The sequence below is a fragment of the Devosia sp. Micro-HW1 genome (genome assembly GCF_056341075.1).
The window spans coordinates 16,598-39,976 of record NZ_CP094375.1; the positions used below are offsets into that span (position 1 = coordinate 16,598).

General features: G+C 63.5%; 22 protein-coding genes. 9 read left to right on the plus strand and 13 right to left on the minus strand.

The features are described 5' to 3' along the window. Positions 1–160 precede the first annotated feature (160 nt). The 4 genes from MQW79_RS00075 to MQW79_RS00090 form a co-directional block, all read right to left on the minus strand. Positions 161–4,828 (minus strand): NAD-glutamate dehydrogenase, encoded by a 4,668-nt coding sequence (locus tag MQW79_RS00075; protein ID WP_476586084.1) that lies wholly within the window; start codon positions 4,826–4,828, stop codon positions 161–163. Between the two features lie 418 nt (positions 4,829–5,246). After that, positions 5,247–5,552, minus strand: coding sequence for a DUF6894 family protein (locus MQW79_RS00080; RefSeq protein ID WP_476586085.1), 306 nt, complete (start codon positions 5,550–5,552; stop codon positions 5,247–5,249). Positions 5,553–5,615: 63 nt separating this feature from the next. Next, complete coding sequence (locus MQW79_RS00085) at positions 5,616–6,155, minus strand: flavin reductase family protein (protein ID WP_476586086.1); 540 nt, start codon at positions 6,153–6,155, stop codon at positions 5,616–5,618. A 172-nt stretch (positions 6,156–6,327) separates the two neighbouring features. Continuing rightward, positions 6,328–6,930: a superoxide dismutase gene (locus MQW79_RS00090; protein WP_476586087.1), complete on the minus strand. Its 603-nt coding sequence runs from the start codon at positions 6,928–6,930 to the stop codon at positions 6,328–6,330. A gap of 86 nt (positions 6,931–7,016) precedes the next feature. Between MQW79_RS00090 and MQW79_RS00095 the strand changes: the two genes are divergently transcribed. From MQW79_RS00095 to MQW79_RS00115, 5 genes are all read left to right on the plus strand, one after another. Beyond that, on the plus strand, positions 7,017–7,688 hold the full coding sequence (locus MQW79_RS00095) for a helix-turn-helix transcriptional regulator (RefSeq protein WP_476586089.1): 672 nt from the start codon (positions 7,017–7,019) through the stop codon (positions 7,686–7,688). Beyond that, positions 7,678–8,163 (plus strand): group III truncated hemoglobin, encoded by a 486-nt coding sequence (locus MQW79_RS00100; protein ID WP_476586090.1) that lies wholly within the window; start codon positions 7,678–7,680, stop codon positions 8,161–8,163. Before MQW79_RS00095 ends, MQW79_RS00100 begins: the two co-directional genes overlap by 11 nt. 211 nt (positions 8,164–8,374) lie before the next feature. Beyond that, entirely contained in the window at positions 8,375–8,581 is a 207-nt protein-coding gene (locus MQW79_RS00105) for a cold-shock protein (RefSeq protein WP_476586091.1), read from the plus strand. Positions 8,582–8,633: 52 nt separating this feature from the next. Further along, a complete protein-coding gene (locus MQW79_RS00110; protein ID WP_476586092.1) occupies positions 8,634–8,888 on the plus strand; it encodes a hypothetical protein in 255 nt (84 codons plus the stop codon). Next, entirely contained in the window at positions 8,885–9,133 is a 249-nt protein-coding gene (locus MQW79_RS00115) for a hypothetical protein (protein ID WP_476586093.1), read from the plus strand. The genes MQW79_RS00110 and MQW79_RS00115 overlap by 4 nt, the downstream gene beginning before the upstream one ends. Positions 9,134–9,422: 289 nt before the next feature. Here the strand turns inward: MQW79_RS00115 and rpsU are convergent, their stop codons facing one another. After that, positions 9,423–9,689, minus strand: a complete 267-nt coding sequence (gene rpsU, locus MQW79_RS00120) for a 30S ribosomal protein S21 (RefSeq protein WP_476586094.1) — start codon at positions 9,687–9,689, stop codon at positions 9,423–9,425. 453 nt (positions 9,690–10,142) lie between these two features. On the opposite strand from rpsU, the gene MQW79_RS00125 reads away from it, so the two are divergent. Further along, on the plus strand, positions 10,143–11,480 hold the full coding sequence (locus tag MQW79_RS00125; protein WP_476586095.1) for an anaerobic C4-dicarboxylate transporter family protein: 1,338 nt from the start codon (positions 10,143–10,145) through the stop codon (positions 11,478–11,480). A gap of 3 nt (positions 11,481–11,483) precedes the next feature. Then, positions 11,484–12,758 (plus strand): hypothetical protein, encoded by a 1,275-nt coding sequence (locus MQW79_RS00130; protein WP_476586097.1) that lies wholly within the window; start codon positions 11,484–11,486, stop codon positions 12,756–12,758. Positions 12,759–12,773: 15 nt separating this feature from the next. On the opposite strand, the gene MQW79_RS00135 is transcribed toward MQW79_RS00130, so the two are convergent. Then, positions 12,774–13,370, minus strand: coding sequence for a YitT family protein (locus MQW79_RS00135; RefSeq protein ID WP_476586098.1), 597 nt, complete (start codon positions 13,368–13,370; stop codon positions 12,774–12,776). A 107-nt stretch (positions 13,371–13,477) separates the two neighbouring features. Here MQW79_RS00135 and MQW79_RS00140 point away from each other — a divergent pair, with 107 nt between their 5' ends. Beyond that, complete coding sequence (locus MQW79_RS00140; RefSeq protein WP_476586099.1) at positions 13,478–13,699, plus strand: hypothetical protein; 222 nt, start codon at positions 13,478–13,480, stop codon at positions 13,697–13,699. Here MQW79_RS00140 and MQW79_RS00145 read toward each other — a convergent pair. Next, the gene (locus tag MQW79_RS00145; protein WP_476586101.1) at positions 13,683–14,486 is read right to left on the minus strand and encodes an alpha/beta fold hydrolase; all 804 of its coding nucleotides are present in this window, start codon (positions 14,484–14,486) and stop codon (positions 13,683–13,685) included. The two genes, MQW79_RS00140 and MQW79_RS00145, sit on opposite strands and share 17 nt — an antisense overlap. 217 nt (positions 14,487–14,703) lie before the next feature. On the opposite strand from MQW79_RS00145, the gene MQW79_RS00150 reads away from it, so the two are divergent. Further along, the gene (locus tag MQW79_RS00150; RefSeq protein WP_476586102.1) at positions 14,704–16,272 is read left to right on the plus strand and encodes a GGDEF domain-containing protein; all 1,569 of its coding nucleotides are present in this window, start codon (positions 14,704–14,706) and stop codon (positions 16,270–16,272) included. 6 nt (positions 16,273–16,278) lie between these two features. On the opposite strand, the gene MQW79_RS00155 is transcribed toward MQW79_RS00150, so the two are convergent. The 6 genes from MQW79_RS00155 to MQW79_RS00180 all read right to left on the minus strand — a co-directional run bounded on the left by MQW79_RS00155 (position 16,279) and on the right by MQW79_RS00180 (position 23,251). Continuing rightward, the gene (locus tag MQW79_RS00155; protein ID WP_476586103.1) at positions 16,279–17,226 is read right to left on the minus strand and encodes a hypothetical protein; all 948 of its coding nucleotides are present in this window, start codon (positions 17,224–17,226) and stop codon (positions 16,279–16,281) included. Between the two features lie 88 nt (positions 17,227–17,314). After that, the gene (locus MQW79_RS00160; RefSeq protein ID WP_476586105.1) at positions 17,315–18,235 is read right to left on the minus strand and encodes an ABC transporter ATP-binding protein; all 921 of its coding nucleotides are present in this window, start codon (positions 18,233–18,235) and stop codon (positions 17,315–17,317) included. After that, positions 18,232–19,272, minus strand: coding sequence for an ABC transporter ATP-binding protein (locus MQW79_RS00165; protein WP_476586106.1), 1,041 nt, complete (start codon positions 19,270–19,272; stop codon positions 18,232–18,234). Before MQW79_RS00165 ends, MQW79_RS00160 begins: the two co-directional genes overlap by 4 nt. Before the next feature lie 3 nt (positions 19,273–19,275). Continuing rightward, positions 19,276–20,133 (minus strand): ABC transporter permease, encoded by an 858-nt coding sequence (locus tag MQW79_RS00170; protein WP_476586107.1) that lies wholly within the window; start codon positions 20,131–20,133, stop codon positions 19,276–19,278. A gap of 3 nt (positions 20,134–20,136) precedes the next feature. Continuing rightward, the gene (locus MQW79_RS00175; RefSeq protein WP_476586108.1) at positions 20,137–21,141 is read right to left on the minus strand and encodes an ABC transporter permease; all 1,005 of its coding nucleotides are present in this window, start codon (positions 21,139–21,141) and stop codon (positions 20,137–20,139) included. A gap of 178 nt (positions 21,142–21,319) precedes the next feature. Next, positions 21,320–23,251 (minus strand): ABC transporter substrate-binding protein, encoded by a 1,932-nt coding sequence (locus MQW79_RS00180; RefSeq protein ID WP_476586109.1) that lies wholly within the window; start codon positions 23,249–23,251, stop codon positions 21,320–21,322. Positions 23,252–23,379: the final 128 nt, after the last annotated feature.

Here is a 23,379-nt window from a genome sequence, read left to right on the forward strand (position 1 = left end):
GCCCCAACCGGATCAACCATACAAGGCAGACTTTCGGGTGAGGGCGGTTGTCGCGGCGTGTACGCCGGTGCACCAATTTCCCACCGTTCCGCCCTCGGGCCTGACCCGAGGGCGGCGCAGTGTTCGGGACGTGTTGGGTCCGCCGGCGGCCCGACGCGGCCTATTCCCTTGCCAGATCCGCCAGCAACCCCGCCGCCACGCTGAGCCGCGATACCGTGATCCCCCCCTCGGTGAGCTCCTTGACCGCGTCCACGGTCCGCGCGACCGCCACCGGGCTTCTGCGCTGGAATTCTTCCACCGACCCGGCGGCCAGTACGTCCGCCGTCAGGTCACGCAGGGCGCGCATCAGGTTGGCCAGTGCCCGGTCCAGCGCCATGCGGTCGAACCGGTCACCGAGTACGATGGCACGCCCATCCTCGATGATCCGGAAGAGGTCGAACAGACCCGCCACCCCGAAGAAGGCCCGCGCCGCTTCGACCACATCGACGCCCGAGCGCTCGCTCACCAGAACCACGTCGCTGGCATGGCTGAGGAAAGGCAATTCGCCGATCCTCTGCGACAGGTCGGCGGGCACGCCATGGCCGATCAGCGTCGCAACGCGCCGGGCCAGTTCGTCGCCCTGCGCTTCCGGCAGCAGGCCCTTGGTTTCCGCCAGCCGCTGGACCCCGAGACGGTGCCGCTCGACAAGAGCCGAAAGCCCTTCGGTCACCGACCCATTGCGCAGGAACCACAGGACTTCCTGCCGCAACAGCGCCTCCACCTGGGCGTAGAGCGCCAGTTGCACGGCGCCCGGTATCTTGCCGTCGAGCCCGTCAATGGCAGTATTGAGCGGGCTCAGCCCATAAGTATCGCGCACGGCGGCATAGGCCAGCGCCACTTCCCCGGCACTGGCGCTGGTCGCCGCCGTCAGTTCCGACACGAAGGCCGGACCGCCGCGATTGATCATCGCATTGGCGAGAACGGTAGCGATCACCTCGCGCTTGAGCCGGTGGCCTTCCACGGCGGCCGAATAGGTCTGGTGCAATCGTTCCGGGAAATAGCGGAACAGTTCACCCGCCAGATAAGGCTCGTCGATCGCCGTGCCGGCCATGAGGTCATCAAACAGCGTCAGCTTGGCATAGGCGAGGATGACCGCCAGTTCCGGCCGCGTCAGCCCCTTGCCCTCGGCCGCGCGCGCGTCGAGCACCGCGTCTGTGGGCAGGAATTCCACGGCCCGATTGAGCCGGCCCCGCTCTTCCAGCCCCTCGATCAGCACCCGATGGTCGGGCAGTTCGGCCACGCCTGCGCGCTCGGCCAGGGAAATGGCCAGCGTCTGCAGGTAGTTGTTTCTGAGGCAGAGGGCCGCGACTTCGTCGGTCATCGAAGCCAGGAAGGCATTGCGCCTGCCCATGTCCAGTTGCCCCGACGCCACCACGGGCGCCAGCGCGATCTTGATATTGACCTCGAGGTCCGAGGAATTGACGCCGGCTGAATTGTCGATGGCATCGGTATTGATCCGCCCGCCCTTGAGGGCATAGGCCACGCGCCCGCGCTGGGTGACGCCGAGATTGGCGCCTTCGCCCACCACCTTGGCGCGCACCTGGTCTGCGGTGACGCGGATAGCGTCATTGGCGCGGTCACCGACCTTGGCATCTTCCTCGTCGGCGGCCTTGATATAGGTGCCGATGCCGCCGAACCACAGCAGGTCCACCGGCGCTGAGAGGATCGCCTTCATCACCTCGTTCGGCGTTGCCGAAGGCCCATTGAGGCCAAGCAGGGCCTGCATTTCCGCGCTGAGCGGGATGGATTTGAGCGACCGCGAAAACACCCCGCCACCGGCAGAGATCAGGCTCTTGTGATAGTCCTGCCAGCTCGATCGCGGCAGCGCGAACAGCCGCTGCCTTTCGGCAAAGCCCGCAGCGGCATCCGGATTGGGGTCGATGAAGATATCGCGGTGGTCGAAGGCGGCCACCAGCCGGATTTCGCGCGACAGCAGAATGCCATTGCCGAATACGTCACCGCTCATGTCGCCCACACCGGCCACGGTGAAGGCCTCGCGCTGGATATCGCGGTCGATCTCGCGGAAATGCCGCTTCACTGCCTCCCAGCCGCCGCGTGCGGTAATCCCCATCTTCTTGTGGTCGTAGCCGGCCGAACCGCCCGAGGCGAAGGCATCGCCCAGCCAGAAGCCCCGGCTCGTCGCAATGCCGTTGGCGATGTCCGAAAAGCTCGCCGTACCCTTGTCGGCGGCCACGACCAGATAGGGGTCGTCACCGTCGCGCCGCACTACATTGTCGGGCGGCACCACCGCGCCCTCGACCAGATTGTCGGTCACATCGAGCAGCGTGCCGATGAAAATTCGGTAGCTCTCGGTGCCCTCGGCCATATAGGCATCGCGCGCCATGCCCGCCGTGAGGCGCTTGGGCACGAATCCGCCCTTGGCGCCCACAGGCACGATGACGGCGTTCTTCACCTGCTGCGCCTTGACCAGCCCCAGCACTTCGGTGCGGAAATCCTCTGGCCGGTCCGACCAGCGCAGGCCGCCGCGGGCAATGGCGCCGAAGCGCAGATGCACGCCCTCGACGCGCGGCGAATAGACCGAAATTTCGCGGTAGGGCCGGGGAGCGGCCATGCCCTCGACCTTCGAACTGTCGAACTTGATGGCGAGGGCCGGGCGGCGTTCCCCGCCCGGTCCGCGCTGAAAGGCATTGGTGCGCAGCGAGGCTTCGATGAGGTTCTGGAAGCGCCGGACGATCGTATCCTCGTCGAGCGAGGAAATCTGCTCGAGTTCGGCCGCAATGGCCGCGCGGGCTTTCTCCGCCGCCCCGTCATGGTCGGCTTCTTGCGGGTCGTGCAGCGCTGCAAACAGCTGCACCAGCCCCTTGGCGGCAGCGCTCTGGCTCACCATCACCTGCGCGACATAGCGCTGCGAATAGGACGTGCCGACCTGCCTCAGGTAGCGCGATAGCGCGCGCAGCAATGCGGCGTCGCTCCAGTCGAGCCCGGCCAGCGTCACCAGCGCATTGAGCTGGTCGCTCTCCGCCGCGCCGGCCCACACGGCCAGCAGCCCGGCTTCGATGCCAGGCGCCCGCGCCATGACATCGACCGCCGCGTCGTCGCCCAGCTCCACCACCATGTCATGGAGATACCGTTCCACCCCGTCGCGCGGCACGATCGTATAGGTGCGCTCGTCGATCACCCGGAAGCCGAAATGCTCCAGCATGGGCACACGGTCGCTGAGCGGAATGGCGGTGCCTTCATGGTAGAATTTCAGTCCCAGCGCACCGTCGGTGCCATTGCGGGTGACGAGCCGGATGGCAATGCCGTCTTCGCCCAGCTTTTCGAACACGCCAATGTCGCGCAGCGCATCCTCGGCGCCATTGCGGCTCTGATAAGCCCCTGAAAAGGCCTGCTTCCAGTCGCTGATCGCCCCCGGTTCGGGTGCCGCCGCCATCAGCATGTCCGAGAAATCATGCGTCAGCGCTTCGACGCCCGCTTCCAGCGCCCGCCGTTCCGGCCGGGGCGTCACCCCGCCATTGCGCCCGATGATGACATGCAGCCGCACCAGCTCGCCTTCGGGGAAGTGCGGGTAATAGGCCGACACGCGTCCGTCATAGAGCTCGGCAAGGTAGCGGGTGATCCGCGCCCGCACGGCGCCGTCATAGCGGTCGCGCGGCACATAGACGAGGATGGAGACGAAATTGTCGAAGCGGTCGATGCGCGGCAGGACCCGCACCCGCGGCCGGTCATAGAGCCCGGCTATGGCTTCGGCGAATTCGGCCAGCTGCCTGGTGTCGATCTGGAACAGCTCGTCACGCGGATAGCTGTCGAGTGCGCCGAGCAGTGTCCGCCCGGCATGCCCCAGCGGATCGACCCCTGACTGGTGCATGACCTGGGCGATCTTGCGGCGGATCAGCGGCACTTCCGTATGCGGGGTCGCCAGAGCCTGGGCGGTGTAGAGCCCGACCACCCGCAACTCCCCGCAAGCTGTGCCCTCGGCGTCAAACAGCTTGATGCCCACATAATCCATATGCGCGCGCCGATGCACCCTTGCGCGCACATTGGCCTTGGTCACCAGCACCGGGTCGGATCCTTCCAGGAAGGCCACCAGCTCGGGTGTACTGTCTACATAGTGGGCACCGCTGCGCAACACTTTGAGGCCGGGGTCGCGCAAAATGCCGAGCCCGCTGCCCTCGACCGGTACCAGTTCATGCGCCTCAAGCCGGTATTCGCGCACGCCGAGGAAGGTGAAATTGTGCTCGGTCAGCCATTCTACGAACCGGTCGGCCTCGTCGCGCTGGGCGGGCTTCAGCACGGCCAGGCCCGTCATGGCGCGCTGCACGCGCTCCAGCATGGGCTGCCAGTCGGCCACCGCATGGGCCACGTCGCGCAGGGTCGCCTCCAGTTCGTGCACCAGCGCATCCACGTCGGAAACCGGGTCGGACTGGATATGCAGTACGCTCACCGGCGCGCCCTCGCTCGCCACCTTGCCCCGGGAAACCCGCAGCACCGGATGGGCGAAGAGCCGGATGGCGCCACCCATGGAGCGCAGCGCCGCCAGCGCGCTGTCGACGATGAACGGCATGTCCGGGGAGATAATGTCGAGCACCAGTGGCTCGCCCGGAGCGCTGGGACGCGTCGCCAGCACGCGGGTGGATTCCACCGGCCCGGCCAGCAACCGTTCGTGGCTGGTCACCAGCGCGTCGATCAGCCTGTCCGGATTTTGTCGCGCCAGGTCGTCCGGGTCGATTGCGGCAATGGCGCTTTCGAGCATGACCCTCAGGCTCGCATCCTCGCCGGCCCGCAGCCGAGCTCGTTCAAGAACCTGCGCTTCGACCATATTGGTCATGTGCTTCCCCCGTGACTCGCAGCACTACCTTAGGCTGTGCAGATGACACTGTCTGCACCGCCTCCGGGTCCTGAAGCGCCGTAAATCCGGGGCAGGGCGGAGCAGCCGATTTCACAATATGGTCACATTTGGGCAAAGCGTTTCCTGCTTGGCCCTCTGCGCAATAGGTTTACGACTTGTTAAACCCTATCGATCTGGTAGTGTTAAAGGCAGTTTGAACAAGGTGCACTGATGCCCAAGCTGTCTCACTACGTGTCATACGCGGCGCTTGCCGCAGCCCTGTTTGTCGGCTTCGCCGTCACCGTGCTGGTGGGTTTCAATTTCTGATCCATCTGGTCTGATCGGACTTCAACAAAAATGGCGACCTTCAGGTCGCCATTTTTGTTTCAAAATCAAAGCTGTATCCGGTCTTTCGGAATCAATGCACGGTGGCCGGCGTGATCGGGCCACCGCCATCCTCGCCGATCTGTGGCCCTGCCCAGAACACGACATAGAGTAGATCCTCGCCGCTGGCGTCGGTAATCTCAATCGATCGCGGCTCGTCCATTTCGCCGCCTTCGCCCGCGATTTTCTCGATGATGGCGCGACCCATTTCGGCGGCGGACTGCTCGGCGGCCTCCAGATTGGCGTGTTCGCTGCCCGCTTCGTCGCGGATCAGGGCGGATTCGGTGCGGTAGTGGAAATAGTAGCGCGGCACGAGACAGTCCCCGGTGGTGCGGGTCAACGCATCAGGCGGCGAACTGTTGCAAGCGCCTGAATCGCAACAAGTCTGTCACCGCTTTGCGTCTCAGTCGACCCCATTGAGGTCACGGTAGCCATGCCGGTGCCACAGGAGCGGGCTGAGGCTGGAATCGGTCTCGGCCTCCACGATGGCGCCGGCAAACAGCACGTGCGAGCCGGTTTCCATCGCCCCGATCACTTCGCAATCCAAGGCTGTCACGGCGCCCTGCAGATGCGGCTGCCCGGAGGGCCACTGGCCCCATGAGCCTACGCCGAAGCGCAATTCGGCCTCTACGCGCCCGGCAAAGGCGTCGGCTACGTCGCTTTGCGTATTGGACAGCATGGCGAGCGAAAATGCGCCCGTGCGGGCAATCACATCGGCGAGGCGGCTTACGATGTCGATGGAGACGAGAATGGCCGGTGGCTGCGCCGACAGCGACAGCACCGAGGTCGCCGTGCGGCCCACGCGTTCGTCGCCGCGCCTGGACGTCACGACATGAACGCTCGACGCCAGTCCGGACATGGCGGCACGGAATTCCGTATCGCTGACGGTAGGGCGTCGAAGCGGCCGCAGGGCCATGCTGTCGGGCAAGTCGAAGTCGGGCATGGGGATAGTCATAGTGTTTGTCGCGCAATGAGCAAGTGCAACACCCCTCATCCGCCCTGCGGGCACCTTCTCCCACAAGGGGAGAAGGGGAGTGCGTCACGGCCACAGGGTCGCCCCTCTCCCCTTGTGGGAGAGGGTGGATCGGCCAAAGGCCGAGACGGGTGAGGGGGCCTTACCCCAGATTCGCTTCCGCAAACTCGTAGTTCGCCAGCTTGTCGAGGAAGTTGCTCACATAGTCCGGCCGGCGATTGCGGAAGTCGACATAGTAGGAGTGCTCCCACACATCGAGGCCGAGCAGCACCTTGCCTTCGCCAGTCGCCAGCGGGTTCGAGCCGTTCGGGGTCTTGGTGGTCTTGAGCTTGCCGTCGGCGCCCTGCACCAGCCAGGCCCAGCCCGAACCGAACTGCGTCGTGGCAGCTGTCTTGAAGCTCTCCTTGAAGGCGTCGACAGAGCCGAAATCCTCGACGATCTTGGCTTCGAGCTTGCCACCCAGCTTGCCGCCATTGGGGCTCAGCGCATTCCAGAAGTGGATGTGGTTCCAGTGCTGGCCGGCATTGTTGAACACCGGTGCCAGGTCCGTCTTGCCATTGGCAAAGGTCACGATCTCTTCGAGCGACTTGCCCTGCAGGTCCGGGTTCTTTTCGACAAAACCGTTGAGTGCCGTCACATAGGCCTGGTGGTGCTTGCCATGGTGCAGTTCGAGCGTTTCCTGGCTCATGCCGCGTTCGGCGAGGGCGGAAACGGCATAGTCGAGGGCGGGGAGCGTGAAGGTCATCAGATTGTCCTTTCGGCACCGGCTTGCAACTTTGTGCAGGGCGGGTTAATTTCCAAGCAATGGCTTTGAAAACCCTTTCAGAAGATATGTCAAGCTCAGGCTTGGAAAATACGTCCTGGTCGCCGCGCAACCCTGGCGAGCGGATTCTCATGGCGCTCAAGATGCAGGGTTCGCTGTCCGCAGCCGTGCTGGGCGACAAGCTCGGCACGACCAGTGAGGCCGCCCGCCAGCAGCTCCTGCGGCTGGCCGAAGAGGGGCTGGTGGAGGCGCGCAGCCTGTCGGCTGGCGTCGGTCGCCCGACCCAGCTCTGGAGCCTCACGCCCGCCGCCCAGTCGCGTTTTCCCGACACGCATGCGGCGCTGACCGTGCAGCTACTCGACATCATCGGCAACCATCTAGGCGGCGCGGCGCTCGATACCATCATTGCCGTGCGCGAGGCGGACACTACCGCCAGCTACCACGCAGCCATGGACGGGGCGCCGGATCTGAAATCCCGGGTCGCTGCACTGGCCGATCTGCGCAGCCAGGAAGGTTACATGGCCGCCTGGACCGAGCAGCCCGATGGCTCGCTCCTGCTCGTTGAAAATCACTGTCCCATCTGCGCTGCCGCCACGGCCTGTCAGGGCTTCTGCCGGGCCGAACTCGAAGTCTTCCGCTCCGTTCTAGGTGAAGAAGTGCAGGTCGAGCGCACTGAGCACATCGTCTCGGGCGGGCGGCGCTGCTCCTACACTATCAAGGCCAATGCCAATGTCGTCTGATCGCCCACCCGTGGGCACCCAGCTCCACCGTATTGGTTGGGAAGTGCCCGAAGGTCTCGACGAGGCCATGATCCGATCAGTGGTCGACGAATTCTACGCCCGTGCCCGCCGCGACGACGTCATCGGCCCGGTCTTCAATTCCGTCATTCCCGCCGAGGAATGGCCCGATCACCTCAGCAAGATCGCCGATTTCTGGAGTTCCATGCTGCTCGGCTCCGGCCGCTACAACGGCCGTCCAATGCCAAAGCACATGGCCATTCCCGAACTGGGCGATGCCCATTTCATGCGCTGGCTGCGCCTCTTCCGCGAAACCGTCGACGAACTCTGCCCGCCCGCCGTCGCCGCCCTGTTCATCGAGCGTTCCGAACGCATCGGCAATTCCTTCCGCATGAACATCTCCATGCGCCGCGGCGACGACATCACCCGGATGGGCCCGTTGAAGCGCGAGGCTTCCTCGAGCTGGAAGCCGGAATAGGGGCCCGGTCCGCCAGCCGGGTTGACTTTCTCCCTGCATGCGCAGATGATGCCCTCATACGTTTTCTGCCACTGTTGGCGACCTGACCATCCCGGCTAGCCGGTTGATTGGCTTTCCTTCCGAACTGCGAACGTTTTAGACCTCTGACGCATGCTGCGCAGGGGACCTTGCTCGTTTGCTTCGCTTCGAGCCTTTTCATAAGGACGCCACCATGATCAACGGCACCGTTAAATTCTACAACTCCACCAAGGGCTTCGGCTTCATCACCCCGGATACCGGCGGCAAGGACGCTTTCGTCCATGTGTCGGCCATCGAGCGTGCTGGCCTGTCGACCCTGGCCGACGGCCAGAAGGTCACTTACGAGCTTGAGAACAGCCGCGACGGTCGCGAGTCCGCCGTCAATATCGCACTGGCCTGAGCCGGTTTCCGGAGGCGCCTGCGGGCGCCTCCCCCGAGCCAGGGAGTGCTCAATGATGCACCGTTATAAGGTTGGGCAGATGCTGGACCTGCGTTCGGCTCCGCGCCACAGCAACCGGCCTGCCGGTCCCTGTGAAGTGATGGTCTGCCTGCCGCACGAGAAGGGCCCCGTGCTCTATCGGGTCAAGTCGTTGGGCGAGGGCAATGAGCGCGTGGTCGAGGAGGCGGATTTGTCGCCCAGTACCGCCCTCAAGACAGTGTTCTCGGAACGCGACAGCGTTTTCAGCATCGCCATCAGCAAGCGGTGAACGCCAACATCGACTGGGCAGAGCCGGCTGAGCTCTATGTCAGCGTTGCGACTTTCCGCCTGCGCAACTCTCGCTATATGCGATTTCACACCACCGCCGAGGCAATCCGCTTCGCCATCGAGGAACTTCCCGGCGCTGCCTTGCGCGGGATGGCCGTGGAAAGCGGTGACACACGCCTTGAAGGCCACCAGATCCGCGCGCTTTACGACGCGGCGGATTACCCCCTCCAGCGCCGCGAGCGCTGATTGATACCGGCCAGACGGCCGGAAGAAAGATCACGATGAATACCGAACTTCTGGCCGCGCCCGGGGAGCTTTTCCTGGGCAGCGATGCCGCTACCGCGCGAGCGCTTGGCCCTCGCCATTTTGGCTCGGCTGCCAAGGCTGTGCGCTTCGCTATGGAACACGCTCCCCCCGTTAGCCTTCGGGGCGCCTTGCTGCGCGTGGGCATGACCACCCTCGGGCCGCGGCAGATACGACGTCTGCATGCGCAGATGGGGGCGCTCGGCCAGGCCCGGAGGCCTGGCCGCGGGGTCTAGGCCTGCCGCGCGGCGCCCGGACGCCCTCCTGCAGTCCGCTCGATGCGCTTGGGGGCGGCAATCAACCCCTCGCGGATCGCCTGCTTGCGGGCCGCCTTGCGGCTGCGGCGCACGGCTTCCGCCTTGCGGCGGACCCGCTCTTCCGATGGTTTCTCGAAATATTTCCGGAGTTTCATCTCCCGGAACACGCCTTCACGCTGAAGGCGCTTCTTCAGAACTCTTAGGGCTTGGTCGACATTGTTGTCGCGTACCTGAACCTGCAAAAACTTTCCTAACATTGTCCACGCCTCACCGGAGGTGGGAGGCAGAAGCGGCCCTGTGGCCACTTGCGGCCATCCTATCAGATACTCCCGTCCTGGCCTATGGCGCTGGTCCGGTTCTGCGCGGTTTTGGATCGGGCCTGGACGCCCTCGGCCACGCGCTTCACCTTCCGCGAACCGTCGACGATCCTTCTCGGCGCGCAACCAATGTACCGAATCTGCGTTTGGGGTGTCGCGGCGTTCAGGCTGGGTTGCAAGATGACCAGACTGGCTGAACACGCCGCATGGCGATTTCAGGCTTATTTTATTCGTCTTCAACCGGTCCCGCTGATCCAGCGGAGCGGTGTTTTCGCGTGCCTGACTATTCCGATAACACTCTGCGACCTGACGCGGTGGTCATAGCGCTCCCAGTGCGATGACGACGTTCAGCGCCGCTTGCGCGAAGGAGTTTTCGCCATGCCGGAAAGTGTTTTGCTCATCGTTCACGGGGCCGTGGTGATCGCCGCCATTGCCATGGGTGTCCGCAGTGGCGGCATGTCCATCGGCATGTGGGGCGGCCTGGGCGTGCTGGTCCTGGCTTTCATGGGCGTTCCCCCCGGCGATCAGCCCATTTCCGCCATGATCATCATTCTCTGCGTCGTCAGCGCTGCCGGCGCCATGCAGGTCGCGGGTGGTATAGACTGGCTTGTGCAGGTCGCCCGGCGCCTGATTCAGCGGCGGCCACAGAGCATCACCTTCATCGCCCCCTATATTTCGGCGCTTTTCACCATGGGTGCCGGCACCGGCAATATCTATTTCTCGCTGCTGCCGGTCATCGAGGACGTGTCCTACCAGTACAAGGTCCGGCCCGAGCGGCCCCTTTCGGTCTCGGCAACCGCCTCGCAACTGGCCATCACCGCCAGCCCGGTTTCCGCCGCCATGGCGGTCATGGTCGGGGTAATGGAGCCCACCGGCTTCAGCATCGCGCAGATCCTCATCATCGCCATTCCCGCCACCCTCATTGCCATTTTCGTCATGGCGCTGGTCGCAAATTTCATGGGCAAGGCGATGGTGGACGATCCTGAATACAAGCGGCGCCTGGCAGCTGGCGAAATCACCCAGGCCGAACCGGTCGCCGAGGAAAAAGAGCTCGACCCCAACGCCAAAAAGAGCGCCATGATTTTCTTGGGCGGTGTCATGCTCATCATCTTGTTCGGCCTGTTCGAAGGCCTGCGGCCCATGGTGGGCGTGGGCGAAGATGCCGCGCGACTGGACATGACCTCGCTGATCGAGATCATCATGCTCATCATTGCCCTGGCCATTATCCTCTTCGCCAAGGCCGACCCCAGGAAAATCCCCGAGAGCAAGGTTTTCGATTCCGGCCTGGTCTCCATGGTTGCGCTGTTCGGCGTGGCCTGGCTGGCCAATACCTTCATCGCCGCGCACCAGGACACTATCGTCACCGGCCTCGGCAATGCCGCCGAGACAGCGCCGATCATGTTCGCGGTAGCCATCTTCGTCGTCGGCGCGCTGACCACCAGCCAGTCCAGCACCACGGCGGCGCTCATCCCTATCGGCATAGCCCTTGGCATCCCGCCGCAATTCCTTGTCGCCATGTGGCTGGCCGTGATCGGCATCTACTTCTTCCCGATCAACGGCTCCCAGATCGCCACGGTGCAGTTTGACCGCACCGGCACGACGCACATCGGCCAGTTCCTCATCAACCACTCCTTCGTCATCCCCACGGTGATCGCCGCCGTGGTCTCGGTACTCAGCGGCCTCGTCATCGCCGGCCTGGTCTTTGGATGGAGCTGAGAAATGACCCTGCACCCTCCCTTCGAACAGGATCAGCCCGGCGGTCTCGTCTGGATTGCATCAGGCAAGGCCTTCGATTTTGACGATCTCGTCTTCTTCAAGGGCAAGGGCAAAGTGCCCTTCGCCGAAGTCGCCGGCCGCATCGACCTGATCCTCACCGGCCCCCACGCCACGGCGGCCTTGCCGCGCGAGCTGGAACCCTTCCTCGAACCCGGCCTCACCCAGCGCAAGCAGTTCGACTTTTCAGATTATGCCACCAGCGACCTCTGCAAGCGCTGGGCCGAGATCGATGAGAAGGTCGTCTATGTCGAATTCCCCCATCATCGCATCCTCTTCGACCCCAACCGGGACTGGCCTGCGGATCCGGAGGCCAGCCTGCGCGACTATTTCAGCCGATGGGAGGCGCAACAGCGGGGAGAAAAGGTCTCCTACAATGGCGTCGACGCCATAAGGCCGATCTCCTTCAGTGGCGTGCCCTTCCTGCGCAAGCCGGCGGACGAGGCGGCGTGGCGGCAACTGATGGCCGTCATCACTGACCTCGGCGAGCGCGGCGCAAAAGCCTATGCCCGCATCCGCGACCAGTTGATCGAACAGGTCTTCGAGGCCAAATGCGCGCATCTGCACGATCTGGACATGGACCAGGTCACTGTCTCCGATTTCAACAGCGCCCGGATGCTGCACGTCAACTGCGTGCACGACACCATGAATGCCACCGTCGCGCCCGATGGTGCCGTCAATCGCGACAAGCCGCCTGATGATCGCCTGCCGCACATCGTGTCGCTGGGCAATCGCGGCGACGAGCGCGGCGAGCCCCGCCCACCGGCAGACGGCAACCTTATGCCTGTTATCGACGTGCCCATCATCGATGGCGCGCAGTTCCGCAGCCTGCAGCAGGCCATGGCCTTTGCCTTCGAGGTTCCGCACACCGATGTGGAAGCCTCGATGGCGCTCAATACGCCGTATCTCGGCGCCTATGAGTGCCAGTATATCGGCCGGCTCCTGCACCGGCTCGAACCGCGCGGCATCGTCCGGCACGGCAGCAACGAGAAAGTTCTCAATATCGGTGTCGGCGCCTATCAGTCCGAATTTGCGCGCGAACTTCTGCTGGGGAAGAAGAACGCCGCTCATGTGCGCCTTCCGGGCACCGACTGGCCCACCACCGATGAGGCGCACCTGGCCGACCTCACAACGAGGCTAAAGCACGCCTATGACATCTTGCGGCGCTGGAATTTCGACGTGCAGCCGAACCGGGCCTACGCGCCACCCCGGTTCCGGTGAGGGCAGGTGGGCCCCTCAGCTCACCGCCACATAGCGGTCGGTGCGGTGGTTGATCATCAGCACCATGTTGACGATGACTGCGCCGATCACCGAGAGCAGCAGGTTCTGCGCCGGAAGCACGAAAAACGCTGCGGCGAGGATGGCCAGATCGATGGCCAGCTGCACATGGCCGGTCTTCCAGCCGAGCTTTTCGTGGAGGTAGAGGGCCAGGATATTGGTACCGCCCAGGCCCGTGCGGTGGCGGAACAGAACCAGTAGGCCAATTCCCGCCAATACGCCGCCCATGACCGTCGCATAGAGCGGATTGATGAAGTCCACATGCACGAGGTCTGCCGAAAGCCAGTTGAACACCGAGACCAGCGTCACCGCCAGCGCCGTCCGCGCCGTGAATTGCCAGCCCATGCGCAGCCAGGCCAGCAGATAGAAGGGCAGGTTGATGGCAAAGAAGGTGATGCCAAAGCCCAGCCCGGTGGCGAATTGCAGCAACAGTCCCATGCCGACGGTGCCGCCGGTCAGCAGCATAGCCTTGCCATAGAGCACCGTCCCCAGCGACACCAGCAGCGCCCCGGTCACAATGGCGAGCATGTCTTCAAACAGGTGATGGCGTGGCATGATGGACCTCGAAACGACGGCTGCGGCATACCCCAGAGCCGAAACCTCTGTCCACCGGGAACCTTCCTCCTCCTTGCCACTTGCCTCAAGTGGGAAGGAGAACGTCCATGGCAACCATCGTTCGTCTCTCGGAAGAACAGATCATCCAGCTTCTCGACGAAGCCGATAGCATGGAAGGCGCCCTCAAGAGCCTCCATGTCGACCTGATCGAAGCGGGGACGCCTGACGAGATCGTTGACCGTTTTTCGCGACTCCACGATCGCTTCACCGCCGTCATGAATTTCCTGCGTCGTCAGCGCGAGCTGGGCAGCCTTAATCCAGGGAACTGAGGAAATCCAGGACAGCCGCGTTGAACAGCTTTGGTCTTTGCACCGGGGCAAAGTGGCTGACTTCAGCCAGTGAAACCAGCCGGGCGCCAGGAATGGTCCGGGCGATGTAGCGCGCATGCTCGGGGCGGATGAATTCGTCGCGCTCTGCCTGCGCCACGAGGACCGGTACCCCAATATCGGCAAGGTCTTCGGCCGTGTAGTTGGGCAGGCTCGACTGCATGACCTGCAGGGCCGCGCTCATCGCCTCGAACCCGTCTGGAGCGGGGGACAGGGCTGCATAATCCTTTTGGTGCCGAACCAGGCAGTTGCCGATCACGTCGCTCATCTCGAACGGCCAGTTGCCAGTCGCATCGACATTGCAGGCAAAGAAGAACACGCCGGATACCCGCTCCGGATGGGCTTTTGCCAGCGCCAGGCCGGTACAGGCCCCGTCGCTCCACCCCACGATTGCTGCCCGCTCGACGCCGGCATGATCGAGCATGGCGACCACGTCCCCGGCAAACTGCTCGTAGGAGAATGGGGTGCCATCCCAACCGCTGCGGCCCTGGCCCCGGCTGTCCATCACCAGTACCCGGTAGCCCGCCTCAATCAGGGCCGGGACCTGGTGACCGAAATTGCCGGCATTTCCAAGGCCGCCATGCAGCAGCACCACGGCCGGTCCGTCGCCAAAATCGGCAAACCAGATGTCGACCCCATCGCGAACAAGCCTCTCCCCACCCGGCGGCAAGGCGGGCGGCCCCTCGTTCGCAAACTGGGTCAGGGCGTCATCGGTCCATGCACTGTTCATCTCGTCTTCTCCCATTGCTGATACAACGAACGGATGAACCCGATTTCGACACGCTCTCTTCCGGCTCGGCAACGCTGTCCGCCGTATTCTGTTCGGCAGACGCCGCAAAATACCCTGATCCGGTAACGACGTAGGGCGCAAATTGAGATAGGGTCGCACAAGGGGATCTGGCGAGGTGGAACGGGTGGATTTCGGGCACTTACAGGATGAGGGGCAGTTGGCTGCGGCCTTGCGTCTGTTGCGGCGAGGCGATCTGGCCGAGGCCGAGGCTCTGTTCAGCGCAGTCTATGCCGCCGCGGAATCCGGTGGCGATGCGAGGCTTATGGCCACCTGCCTGTGCGAGATGGCCTGGACCCGGTTCAAGCTGGGTGACCCCGACAAGGCCCTCCAGTTTGCCATGGGGGCCAAGTCGCTTTGGCGCCGCCTCGACAATCCGAACGAATTGGCACGCGCCACCGTCGTCGAGGCCTTTGTCTTTCTCGATCTCGGCCTGTCGGATGAAGCCTATGACCTGGCCGTCGAGGGTCTCGAGTTGGCCAGAAAGCTGGATGAAAGAGGCATTCTTGCCTTTGCACTGACGGCCCACGGGCTGGTCCTGTCCATCTGCCAGGAGTCAGAGCTTGCCCTGCCGCAGATCGGCCGGGCGGTGCAACTGGCGCGCGACGACGGCAATCTGGTCGCCGCCGCCTTTTATACGCTCATCCTCAGTTTCGCCCACGCCAAGCTGGCGGGAAATGCGGGGCATCGCGACATGGTCGCAGAAGCCGAGAGCCAGATGGCAGATGCCATCGAGAGGGGACTCGAGGCGGTCGATCTTGCCGACCGCGCCGGCGACCTCTGGACGCTGCGCGTCGCTCTCTGCAATGCCGCCGAATTCCTCAGTTCCGTCGGCCGCATCGACGAGGCCCGCCAGCTGCTGCAGCGCTGGGAGGCGGTCCCCGGAAATCCGGAAGCAAGCCTGCGCACCCATCAGCTCTATACCCTGGCCCTTGTTGAACTCGCGTCCGGCGATCATGACCGGGCCCGTAAGGCCGCCGAGGAGTCGCTTTGCCTTGCCGAAGCGGCCGGGCAGCTCGACCATCAGGTCAATGCCGCCGAAATCCTGAGCCGCGCCTTCGAGGCCCTGGGCGATACCCGAGCGGCGCTCGAGATGCACCGTCGCTACCACAAGGCCTTTGTCCAGCAATCCGGTGAGGGGGTGCGGCGCCGTGCCCGGGTGGCCGAAATCCGCAGCGAGACCGATCGCCTGCGCGTGCGCATGGCCGAGCTGGCTGATATGGCCATGTCCGATCCCCTGACCGGCATCGCCAATCGGCGCAGTTTCGATCACATCCTCAACCGGCTTGCCGGCAGTCCGCTGGCCGTGGCGATTGTTGACATCGACCACTTCAAGCAGGTCAATGACCGTTACACTCACATCATCGGCGACGCCGTCTTGCGGCAGATGGCCCGCATCATGGTGGAGCAGCTCGGCTCACACGGCCATGTGGCGCGTCTGGGTGGCGAGGAATTTGCCCTGCTGTTCCCGGATGCGCCCCTGACGACGGCCGCCGCCATGTGCGAGGGCATTCGCTTTGCCATCGGGAATGCCGATTGGGATCGGCTCACCCCGGGCATGCGCGTCACCGTGAGCATAGGCGTGGCTGCCGATGGCGGCGAGAGGCCCACGGGTGAGCTGATGCAACTGGCCGACGCACGCCTCTATCGCGCCAAGACCAATGGCCGCAATCGGGTCATGGCCGAGGACGATCCCGCATCCCTGCAGGATGTGCAGGCAGCGCAATAGCGGGGTTCAGCCCAGCAAGGCCGCGGCTGCGGACACGTCGCGATCGCAGGTCAGTACGCCATCGACGACGGTCAGCTTTGCCTGGTGAATGGCCGTGCGCCGCGCCGCACTATTCTGTGGCCCGTCCTTCTGGCTGCGCTCGTCCCAGTCCGGATGGGTGAAGTAGAACAGCACGGCGTGATCCCTGAAGGTCACCACGTCGGCGTGGCGGATGAACTTGCTGTCACTCTCATGCGTGCCGGGTTCGGCGCCGATGACGCCCTGCCGTCGCCACAGCCGCGTATCGTCGGAGCGATAGACACCCTGGCCGTGCCATTCATCCACGATGAGCCAGTAGAACCCGCCCAGCGCGAAGACATTGGGCCCCTCATGCGGATCGCCATATGGCGACCCCGCCAGCACCCGCCCTTCGACCTGCCAGTCGAACAGGTTTGGGCTCGATGCCGCCCAGGTGCTCGAACCGGCGGCCTCGTCCTTGTACCACATGCGCCACAGCCCATCCGGGCACTTGAACACGCAGGCATCGATGACGCGATTGCTGGAGAGCCGGATCGGCCCCACCCGCTCCCAGGAGATGAGGTCCTTGCTGGTGAAATGCGTGATGGTCCGCGGCACGCCCCGCCAGTCGTCAGGCACGCCCGTGATATAGCTGAGGAACATGTGGTACTGCCCCTCGGCAAACACCACTTCCGGGGCCCAATGCGTATTGCCGCCCGGGACGTCATCGGGGTCGTCCAGCCCGGAAACCGTGCCGCGATAATGCCAGCTCCCGCCGCCGTCGACGCTCATGGCCAGGCCAATGGGAGAGCCATGGATCCAGGTGAATTTCGGTCCCTCGGCGCTGGCGCGGCGATTGGTATAGAACATGTACCATTCGTCGCTGCCTTCGCGGCGCACCACGACAGGGTCCGCCGCGCCATCCTCGATCGGGTCACGAAAGATCGGTGCGCTCATGGCTCCTCCTATTCCTCTTCCCATCGGGAAGAGGTGGCTCGGCGAAGCCGGGTGGGTGAGGGGGGATTGGACGAATAGTGGCCTGAAATCATACCCCTTCATAAACGCGAACGCTGCGCCCGTCAGCCCGGTCGATGAAGCGTCCGGCCTGCCCGACGCTGCCATTGGCCAGCCGCAGCATGTCCGGGTCGGTCCCCAGCTTGCCGGCCCCCGCATCGTCGGTGGAGAGCACCGAGGCCTTGAGCAGCCGCGAATAGGCATGCTCGGGATTGTCCAGCACCGTCCGTGCATCGCCCATTTCCACGATCCGCCCGCGCTGCATGATGATCAGCCGGTTGGAGATATAATAGGCCGTCGCCAGGTCATGGGTGATGTAGATCACCGACACCCCGAGATCATCGCGCAGGCTTCTGAGCAGGTTGACGATGCTCATCCTGAGGCTCGCATCGACCATCGACACCGGCTCGTCGGCGATCAGCAGTGGCGGATTGGGGATCAGCGCCCTTGCAATGGCGCAGCGCTGCAATTGCCCGCCGCTCATTTCATGCGGAAACCGCCCCCGCACTTCTTTCAGGCTCAGCCCCACCTTGTGCAGCGCCTCGTCCATAGCCCTGTCGATAGCGGCCTTGTCCGACGTATTGAGAAACCGCCTTGCAGTGCTTTCCAGGTACCGCTCGATTTTCTTAAGCGGGTTGAACGCTTCGAACGGGTTCTGGAAGACTGGCTGCACATGGCTCATGAAGTCGAGCCTCTTGGCGCGCCCGGCATGGCGGTCGACCTTTTCCCCGCGGAAGCGGATTTCGCCGGAGGTCGGATCTTCGAGCCCCAGGATCATCCGCGCCAGCGTCGTCTTGCCCGAGCCGCTCTCGCCGATGATGGTGAAGATTTCCGGCTTGTCGGCGCTTAGCGAAAAGCTCGCATCCATCACCGCATCGACCGTCTTGCGGCCAAACAGGCCCCCCATGGTGAAGCGCTTGCTGACATCGCGCACGTCGAGAAGCGTCGTCATGCCATGACTCCCGCAGGCTTGGCCGCATTGACCAGCGGCTCCACATCCTTCCAGCGCCAGCAGGCGGTACGGTGGTCAGGCCCGATGGTCTCCATCGGCGGCACCTCTTTCTTGCAGATGTCGATCGCCAGCGGGCAGCGCGGATGGAACCGGCAGCCCTGCGGCGGGTCGGCCAGGTTGGGGGGCCGTCCTTCAAGGGCAGGGCGCTGCTGCGTGTCGCCGATGCGGGGCAGGCTGGCCACGAGGTGGGCGGTGTAGGGGTGCTTGGGGGCAAAGAACATCTCGCGCGTCGGCCCTTCCTCCACCAGGCGCCCGGCATAGATGATGCCCACCCGGTCGGCGACATTGGCATGCACACTCATGTCATGGGTGACGAACACCACCGAGGCACCCATTTCCGTCTGGATATCGCGGATGAGCTTCAGCACTTCCTTCTGCACCACCACGTCCAGCGCCGTCGTCGGTTCGTCGGCAATGATGAATTCCGGGTGGCAGACCGTTGCCAGGCCGATGGTGACGCGCTGCCGCATGCCGCCCGAAAGCTCATGCGGATAGGCGCGCAGCACGTCGGGCGGCAATTTCAGCCGCGCCAGGTGGTTGATCACCCGCTCTTCGAAGGCGCTGCCCTTGAGGCCGAGTGGCCGCTCCGCGAAATCCTTGAAGGTCTTGCCGATGCGCCGCACCGGATTGAGCACGCTCATCGAGCCTTGCATGATGTAGGAAAGGCTTTTCCAGCGTATCGCCTCGATCTGCTCGGGCGTTGCATGGGCCACATCGATCGGCCCACTGGAGAAGTTGTACTTCGCCGTCCCGCTCACCACCCGCAGCGGCGGGCGGATGGCGGCGGCCAGCACCTTGATGAAGCTGGTCTTGCCCGAGGAGCTCTCCCCCGCAATGCCGTAGACCTCGTTCTTGCGCATGGTGACGGTAATGTCGTCCACTGCCCGAACTTCCCGGCTCACGCCGAAATAGTTCATCTGGTAGTAGGCCTTGAGGTTTTCGACCTTGAGGATTTCGGGGTTGTTTTCGAGGGTCATGGCTCAGGCTCCCATGCGGCGCAAGCGGCTGCGCGGGTCTATGTGTTCGTTCATCGAGATGGCCAGCAGGAACAGGCCGAGGAAGGTCATCACGATCAGCACCACGGGAATGGCCAGCCACCACCAGACGCCCACGACCATGGCCGAATGGGAATTGGCCCAGTAGAGCACGGTACCGATGGTCGGGTTGTTGAGGTTGGTGAAGCCCAGCACGGCCAGCGTCACTTCGAGGCCAATCGACCAGAGCATGTTGTTCATGAAGGTCGCGAAGACGATGGGCATGACATAGGGCAGGTGCTCCTCGAGCAGCACCCTGCGGGTCGACATGCCGGCAAACACAGCGTGCCGCGTGAACTCCCGATGCTTGAGCCCCAGTGCCACCGAGCGGATCAGCCGCGCGTCGAACGGCCAGCCGAAACAGGCCATGATCAGCGCCAGCGTGAAGCTGTCGAGATTGTTGCGGAGCACGAAGTAGAACAGCACCAGGATCGGGAAGATCGGGACGGCCACGAAGATGTCGTTGATGAACATCAGCACCCGGTCGACCCAGCCGCCGATATAGCCTGAAGCCAGGCCCACGGCGATCGAGATGATGCGGGAGAGAACGGCCACCGTGATGCCGAAGATCAGGCTGTTGCGAAAAGCTGCCGAGAGTTGCCAGAACAGGTCCTGGCCGCGCGAATTGGTACCGAACCAGTATTGGGCCGAAGGCGGCTGGTCCGGGGGGGCCATGTAGATGAGCGTGGGGTCGACCGGCGAAAAGAAGCTCAGCCCGGCAAAGACCACCACGATGGTCACCAGGATCATGCCGATGGTGAATTCGATATTGTAGCGAATGAGGTCGCGAAAGACGGCAAACATGGCTTACTCCGCACGGACGCGAGGGTCGAGCAGGGGGTGGAGCAGGTCCACGATGAAGATGGCACCCGCGACGGCCGTGATGGACACGGTCGAGACGGCCAGCACCAGCGAGTAGTCGCCATAATTCACGGCGTCGATGAGCAGCGATCCCAAGCCGGGATAGTTGAACACCTGCTCGGTGATGACAGTGCCCGAGAACACGCCGCCCAGCGCCATCGCGAGGGCCGTCAGCTGCGGCACCACGGCATTGCGGATCACATAGCTGCCGGCAATGGTCGAACGCTTGACGCCCGCCAGTTCGGCATAGGTCACGTAATCGTCGTTGATGACATTGCTCACCAGCGCCCGCATGCCCAGGAACCAGCCGCCGAACCCGACCAGAACCAGCGACATGGCCGGGAGGATGGAGTGCTGCACGATCGAGCCGATATATTGCCAGGTCAGCCCCGGCCGCACGTCCATGGCATATCCGCCGGACACCGGCAGGATGGGCCAGAAATAGCCGAAGATGATGAGCAGGATGAAGGCCACGATATAGTAGGGAATGGGCTGGATGCCCATGGAGACGAGGCCGAATGCCTTGAGGAAACGGTTGTCGGGATTGTAACCCGCCAGGGCGCCCAGAAGGTTTCCGATCACGAAGGTGATCAGTGTCGAGGTGACCAGCAGGCCCAGCGTCCAGGGCATGGCCCGGCCGACCAGGTCCATTGCCGGAGTTGGGAAGGCCAGCAGCGACGGGCCCAGGTCGCCGCGCAACAGGCGGGTCCAGAAGTTGACGTATTGCTGCAGCATCGGCTGGTTGGTGCCATACATTTCCGTCAGCGCGACACGCGTCGCCTCGATGGCCTCGGGTGACAGATTCGATCGGGCCGACAGCCGCCCCAGCACCTGCTCTACGGGGTCTATCGGCGACAGGTGTGTCACGAGGAACGTGGCCGATATGGCACAGAAGATTACCGCCAGCAGTTGCAGCAATCGTTTGCCGATGAACCAGAAATAGGCCTGCATCAGGACTCCTTGAACATGCCGGTCGCCAGGCGGCACGCATCGCTGCGGCCGGGGGATCCGGTCCCTTCCCGTTGCGAACGCGCTGCCGCTCAGCGCCTGCGAAACGGGAAGGGGCGCGCCGGAGGGCGCGCCCCTCCATGAGGCCCGGCGTTAGCCGGACCTCCGGGAGGAGGTGATGTCAGGCCGCACCCTCGACAGGCGTGATCTGGGTAAAGATGAAGCGTCCGTTCGACCAGTTGGTCACCGGGTTGGCATAGTTGTTCTCGGCATTGGGCCAGCCGGTCCAGTAGCGGTTCGACTGCACCGAGAACACGTTGTAGGACATGATCGGGATATTCGGCATCTCTTCGAGATGCAGCTTCACGAATTCATGGCCATACTCGATGCCCACAGGATCGTTGAAGTCGCTGGCGCGGACCTTTTCGATCAGCTCGTCGAGGCGCGGATCTTCCCAGCGCATCCAGTTGCGATCCGGCTGGGATTCACCCAGCGGCCGGATGTATTCCGAATGGTAGCTGTCCAGGAAGAAGCTCAGGTCGGGGTGACCGCCCCAGGTTTCCACGGCCCACGAGATGTTGACGTCGTAATTGCCGACACGCTGGCGATCCCAGGTGTCCGACGCCGCTTCCATTTCTGCGCCGACACCATTCTGCGCCCAGGTCTGTGCGATGATCGAGCCGAGGCGATTGACCACGCCATCGGTCGGCACCATCACCGAGAAGCTGAACGGCTGTCCGTCGGGCATGACCCAATTGTTGCCATTCTTGGTGAAGCCGGCATCGGTCAGCAGGGCTTCTGCCGTCGCGATATCCTGTTTCCACCAGCCATAGCCGAAGGCGTTGCGGATCGCATCTTCGTCGGTCGGCGCGTCGGGGAACTGGCCGCGGACCATTTCGGCGACCTGCATGCCGATGGTGGGATCATACGGTTTCACCGTATTGCCGCCGGCCGTGATCTCGTAATTGGTCAGGAATTCCTGCAGCGGCGCATGATAATCACGCGGATGCGTGCCGGTCGGCGGTACCGAGATGGCGGACAGGGTTGCCGCACCGCGATAGGACGCCATCGACATGGCGCGTGCGTCGAGCATGAGCGCCAGGGCCCAGCGGACGCGCTTGTCCTGGAACAGCGGCTTCTGCAGGTTGAAGATCGCCATGACCAGGGTCGGGTCGGGGTGCGCATAGGGGAAGCCCGGGAACCAGCCCTGAACCTGCGGATCCTCCTTGATGATGGAGAATGTGGCTTCCGGCGAGAGGTCATGCACCATGTCGAGATTGCCGTTGCGCATCTCGATGAGGCGATTGTCGGGGCTGATATTGTTCCGATAGATGATGAACTTGGGCTTGGGTTCGCCGATCATGCCCAGCGCCGTGCGCTGCCAGTCCTCGCGGCGCTGCCAGATATACCAGGTACCGTTCGGGTCATAGGAATGGAGCGTGTAGGGCCCGATGCTGACCGGCGGGTCGTTGGGGAAGCTCAGGATGTCCTCGACACCTTCGAAATGGGCCTTGGACATGATCCAGGCGCCGCCCCAACGGATCGAGAACAACGTGTGGAAGCGTGAATTCGGGCCGTTCAGGGTAAACTTGACCGTATAGGGGTCCACCGCTTCCACCGATGCGACCTGCGCATTGTAGGCGCCATTCTGTGACAGGCCCGGTGTCGCCTTGTGCTTCTCGACGGTGAAGACTACGTCGTCGGCGGTGAACTCGTTGCCGTCGCTCCAGTAGATGCCCTGCTTGAGCTTCACGGTCATCTCCGTGAAGTCCTCGTTATACTGCCACAGGTCGTCGGCAAGCGAATTGTAGATGGCGTTCTCGCTGGCCCCTTCGATACCCGCATCGGGGTCGATGAACCAGAACGTGTCGGTGGTCAGGTTGTGCAGGCCGTTGGAAAGGCCGGCGCCCGAACCGATGACCCAGTTGTTGAACCAGGCCGGATTGCGGATCACGCCTTCGGGGTTGTGAATGATCAGCGTTTCGTTGCGTGGAAACTGCGCCAGGTCTGGTGCCGTGGCCTGCGCGGCATCTTGTCCCCATGCCAGGCTGTGGCCTGCTGCCATCAGCGCGCCGATCGCGGTTGAGCCGATCAGAAAACTGCGTCTATCCATCGATGTCCTCCCTTGTGGGGCGCCTTTGGGCGGCCCATTCTCCGGGGCTCCTCAACCCCGTTATAAGTCATACTTAACTAGGGGTAATCCTCTGTCAATGGACTTTCTGATGTAAATCCAAAACTATG

Coding starts and splice junctions, on each gene's coding strand:
- MQW79_RS00180 (WP_476586109.1), bottom strand. CDS start 23,251: ATGGATAGACGCAGTTTTCTGATCGGCTCAACCGCGATCGGCGCGCTG.
- MQW79_RS00090 (WP_476586087.1), bottom strand. CDS start 6,930: ATGACCTTCACGCTCCCCGCCCTCGACTATGCCGTTTCCGCCCTCGCC.
- MQW79_RS00095 (WP_476586089.1), top strand. CDS start 7,017: ATGTCAAGCTCAGGCTTGGAAAATACGTCCTGGTCGCCGCGCAACCCT.
- MQW79_RS00155 (WP_476586103.1), bottom strand. CDS start 17,226: ATGAGCGCACCGATCTTTCGTGACCCGATCGAGGATGGCGCGGCGGAC.
- MQW79_RS00175 (WP_476586108.1), bottom strand. CDS start 21,141: ATGCAGGCCTATTTCTGGTTCATCGGCAAACGATTGCTGCAACTGCTG.
- MQW79_RS00125 (WP_476586095.1), top strand. CDS start 10,143: ATGCCGGAAAGTGTTTTGCTCATCGTTCACGGGGCCGTGGTGATCGCC.
- MQW79_RS00100 (WP_476586090.1), top strand. CDS start 7,678: ATGTCGTCTGATCGCCCACCCGTGGGCACCCAGCTCCACCGTATTGGT.
- MQW79_RS00130 (WP_476586097.1), top strand. CDS start 11,484: ATGACCCTGCACCCTCCCTTCGAACAGGATCAGCCCGGCGGTCTCGTC.
- MQW79_RS00170 (WP_476586107.1), bottom strand. CDS start 20,133: ATGTTTGCCGTCTTTCGCGACCTCATTCGCTACAATATCGAATTCACC.
- MQW79_RS00085 (WP_476586086.1), bottom strand. CDS start 6,155: ATGCCCGACTTCGACTTGCCCGACAGCATGGCCCTGCGGCCGCTTCGA.
- MQW79_RS00145 (WP_476586101.1), bottom strand. CDS start 14,486: ATGAACAGTGCATGGACCGATGACGCCCTGACCCAGTTTGCGAACGAG.
- MQW79_RS00135 (WP_476586098.1), bottom strand. CDS start 13,370: ATGCCACGCCATCACCTGTTTGAAGACATGCTCGCCATTGTGACCGGG.
- MQW79_RS00075 (WP_476586084.1), bottom strand. CDS start 4,828: ATGACCAATATGGTCGAAGCGCAGGTTCTTGAACGAGCTCGGCTGCGG.
- MQW79_RS00140 (WP_476586099.1), top strand. CDS start 13,478: ATGGCAACCATCGTTCGTCTCTCGGAAGAACAGATCATCCAGCTTCTC.
- MQW79_RS00160 (WP_476586105.1), bottom strand. CDS start 18,235: ATGACGACGCTTCTCGACGTGCGCGATGTCAGCAAGCGCTTCACCATG.
- MQW79_RS00105 (WP_476586091.1), top strand. CDS start 8,375: ATGATCAACGGCACCGTTAAATTCTACAACTCCACCAAGGGCTTCGGC.
- MQW79_RS00110 (WP_476586092.1), top strand. CDS start 8,634: ATGATGCACCGTTATAAGGTTGGGCAGATGCTGGACCTGCGTTCGGCT.
- MQW79_RS00165 (WP_476586106.1), bottom strand. CDS start 19,272: ATGACCCTCGAAAACAACCCCGAAATCCTCAAGGTCGAAAACCTCAAG.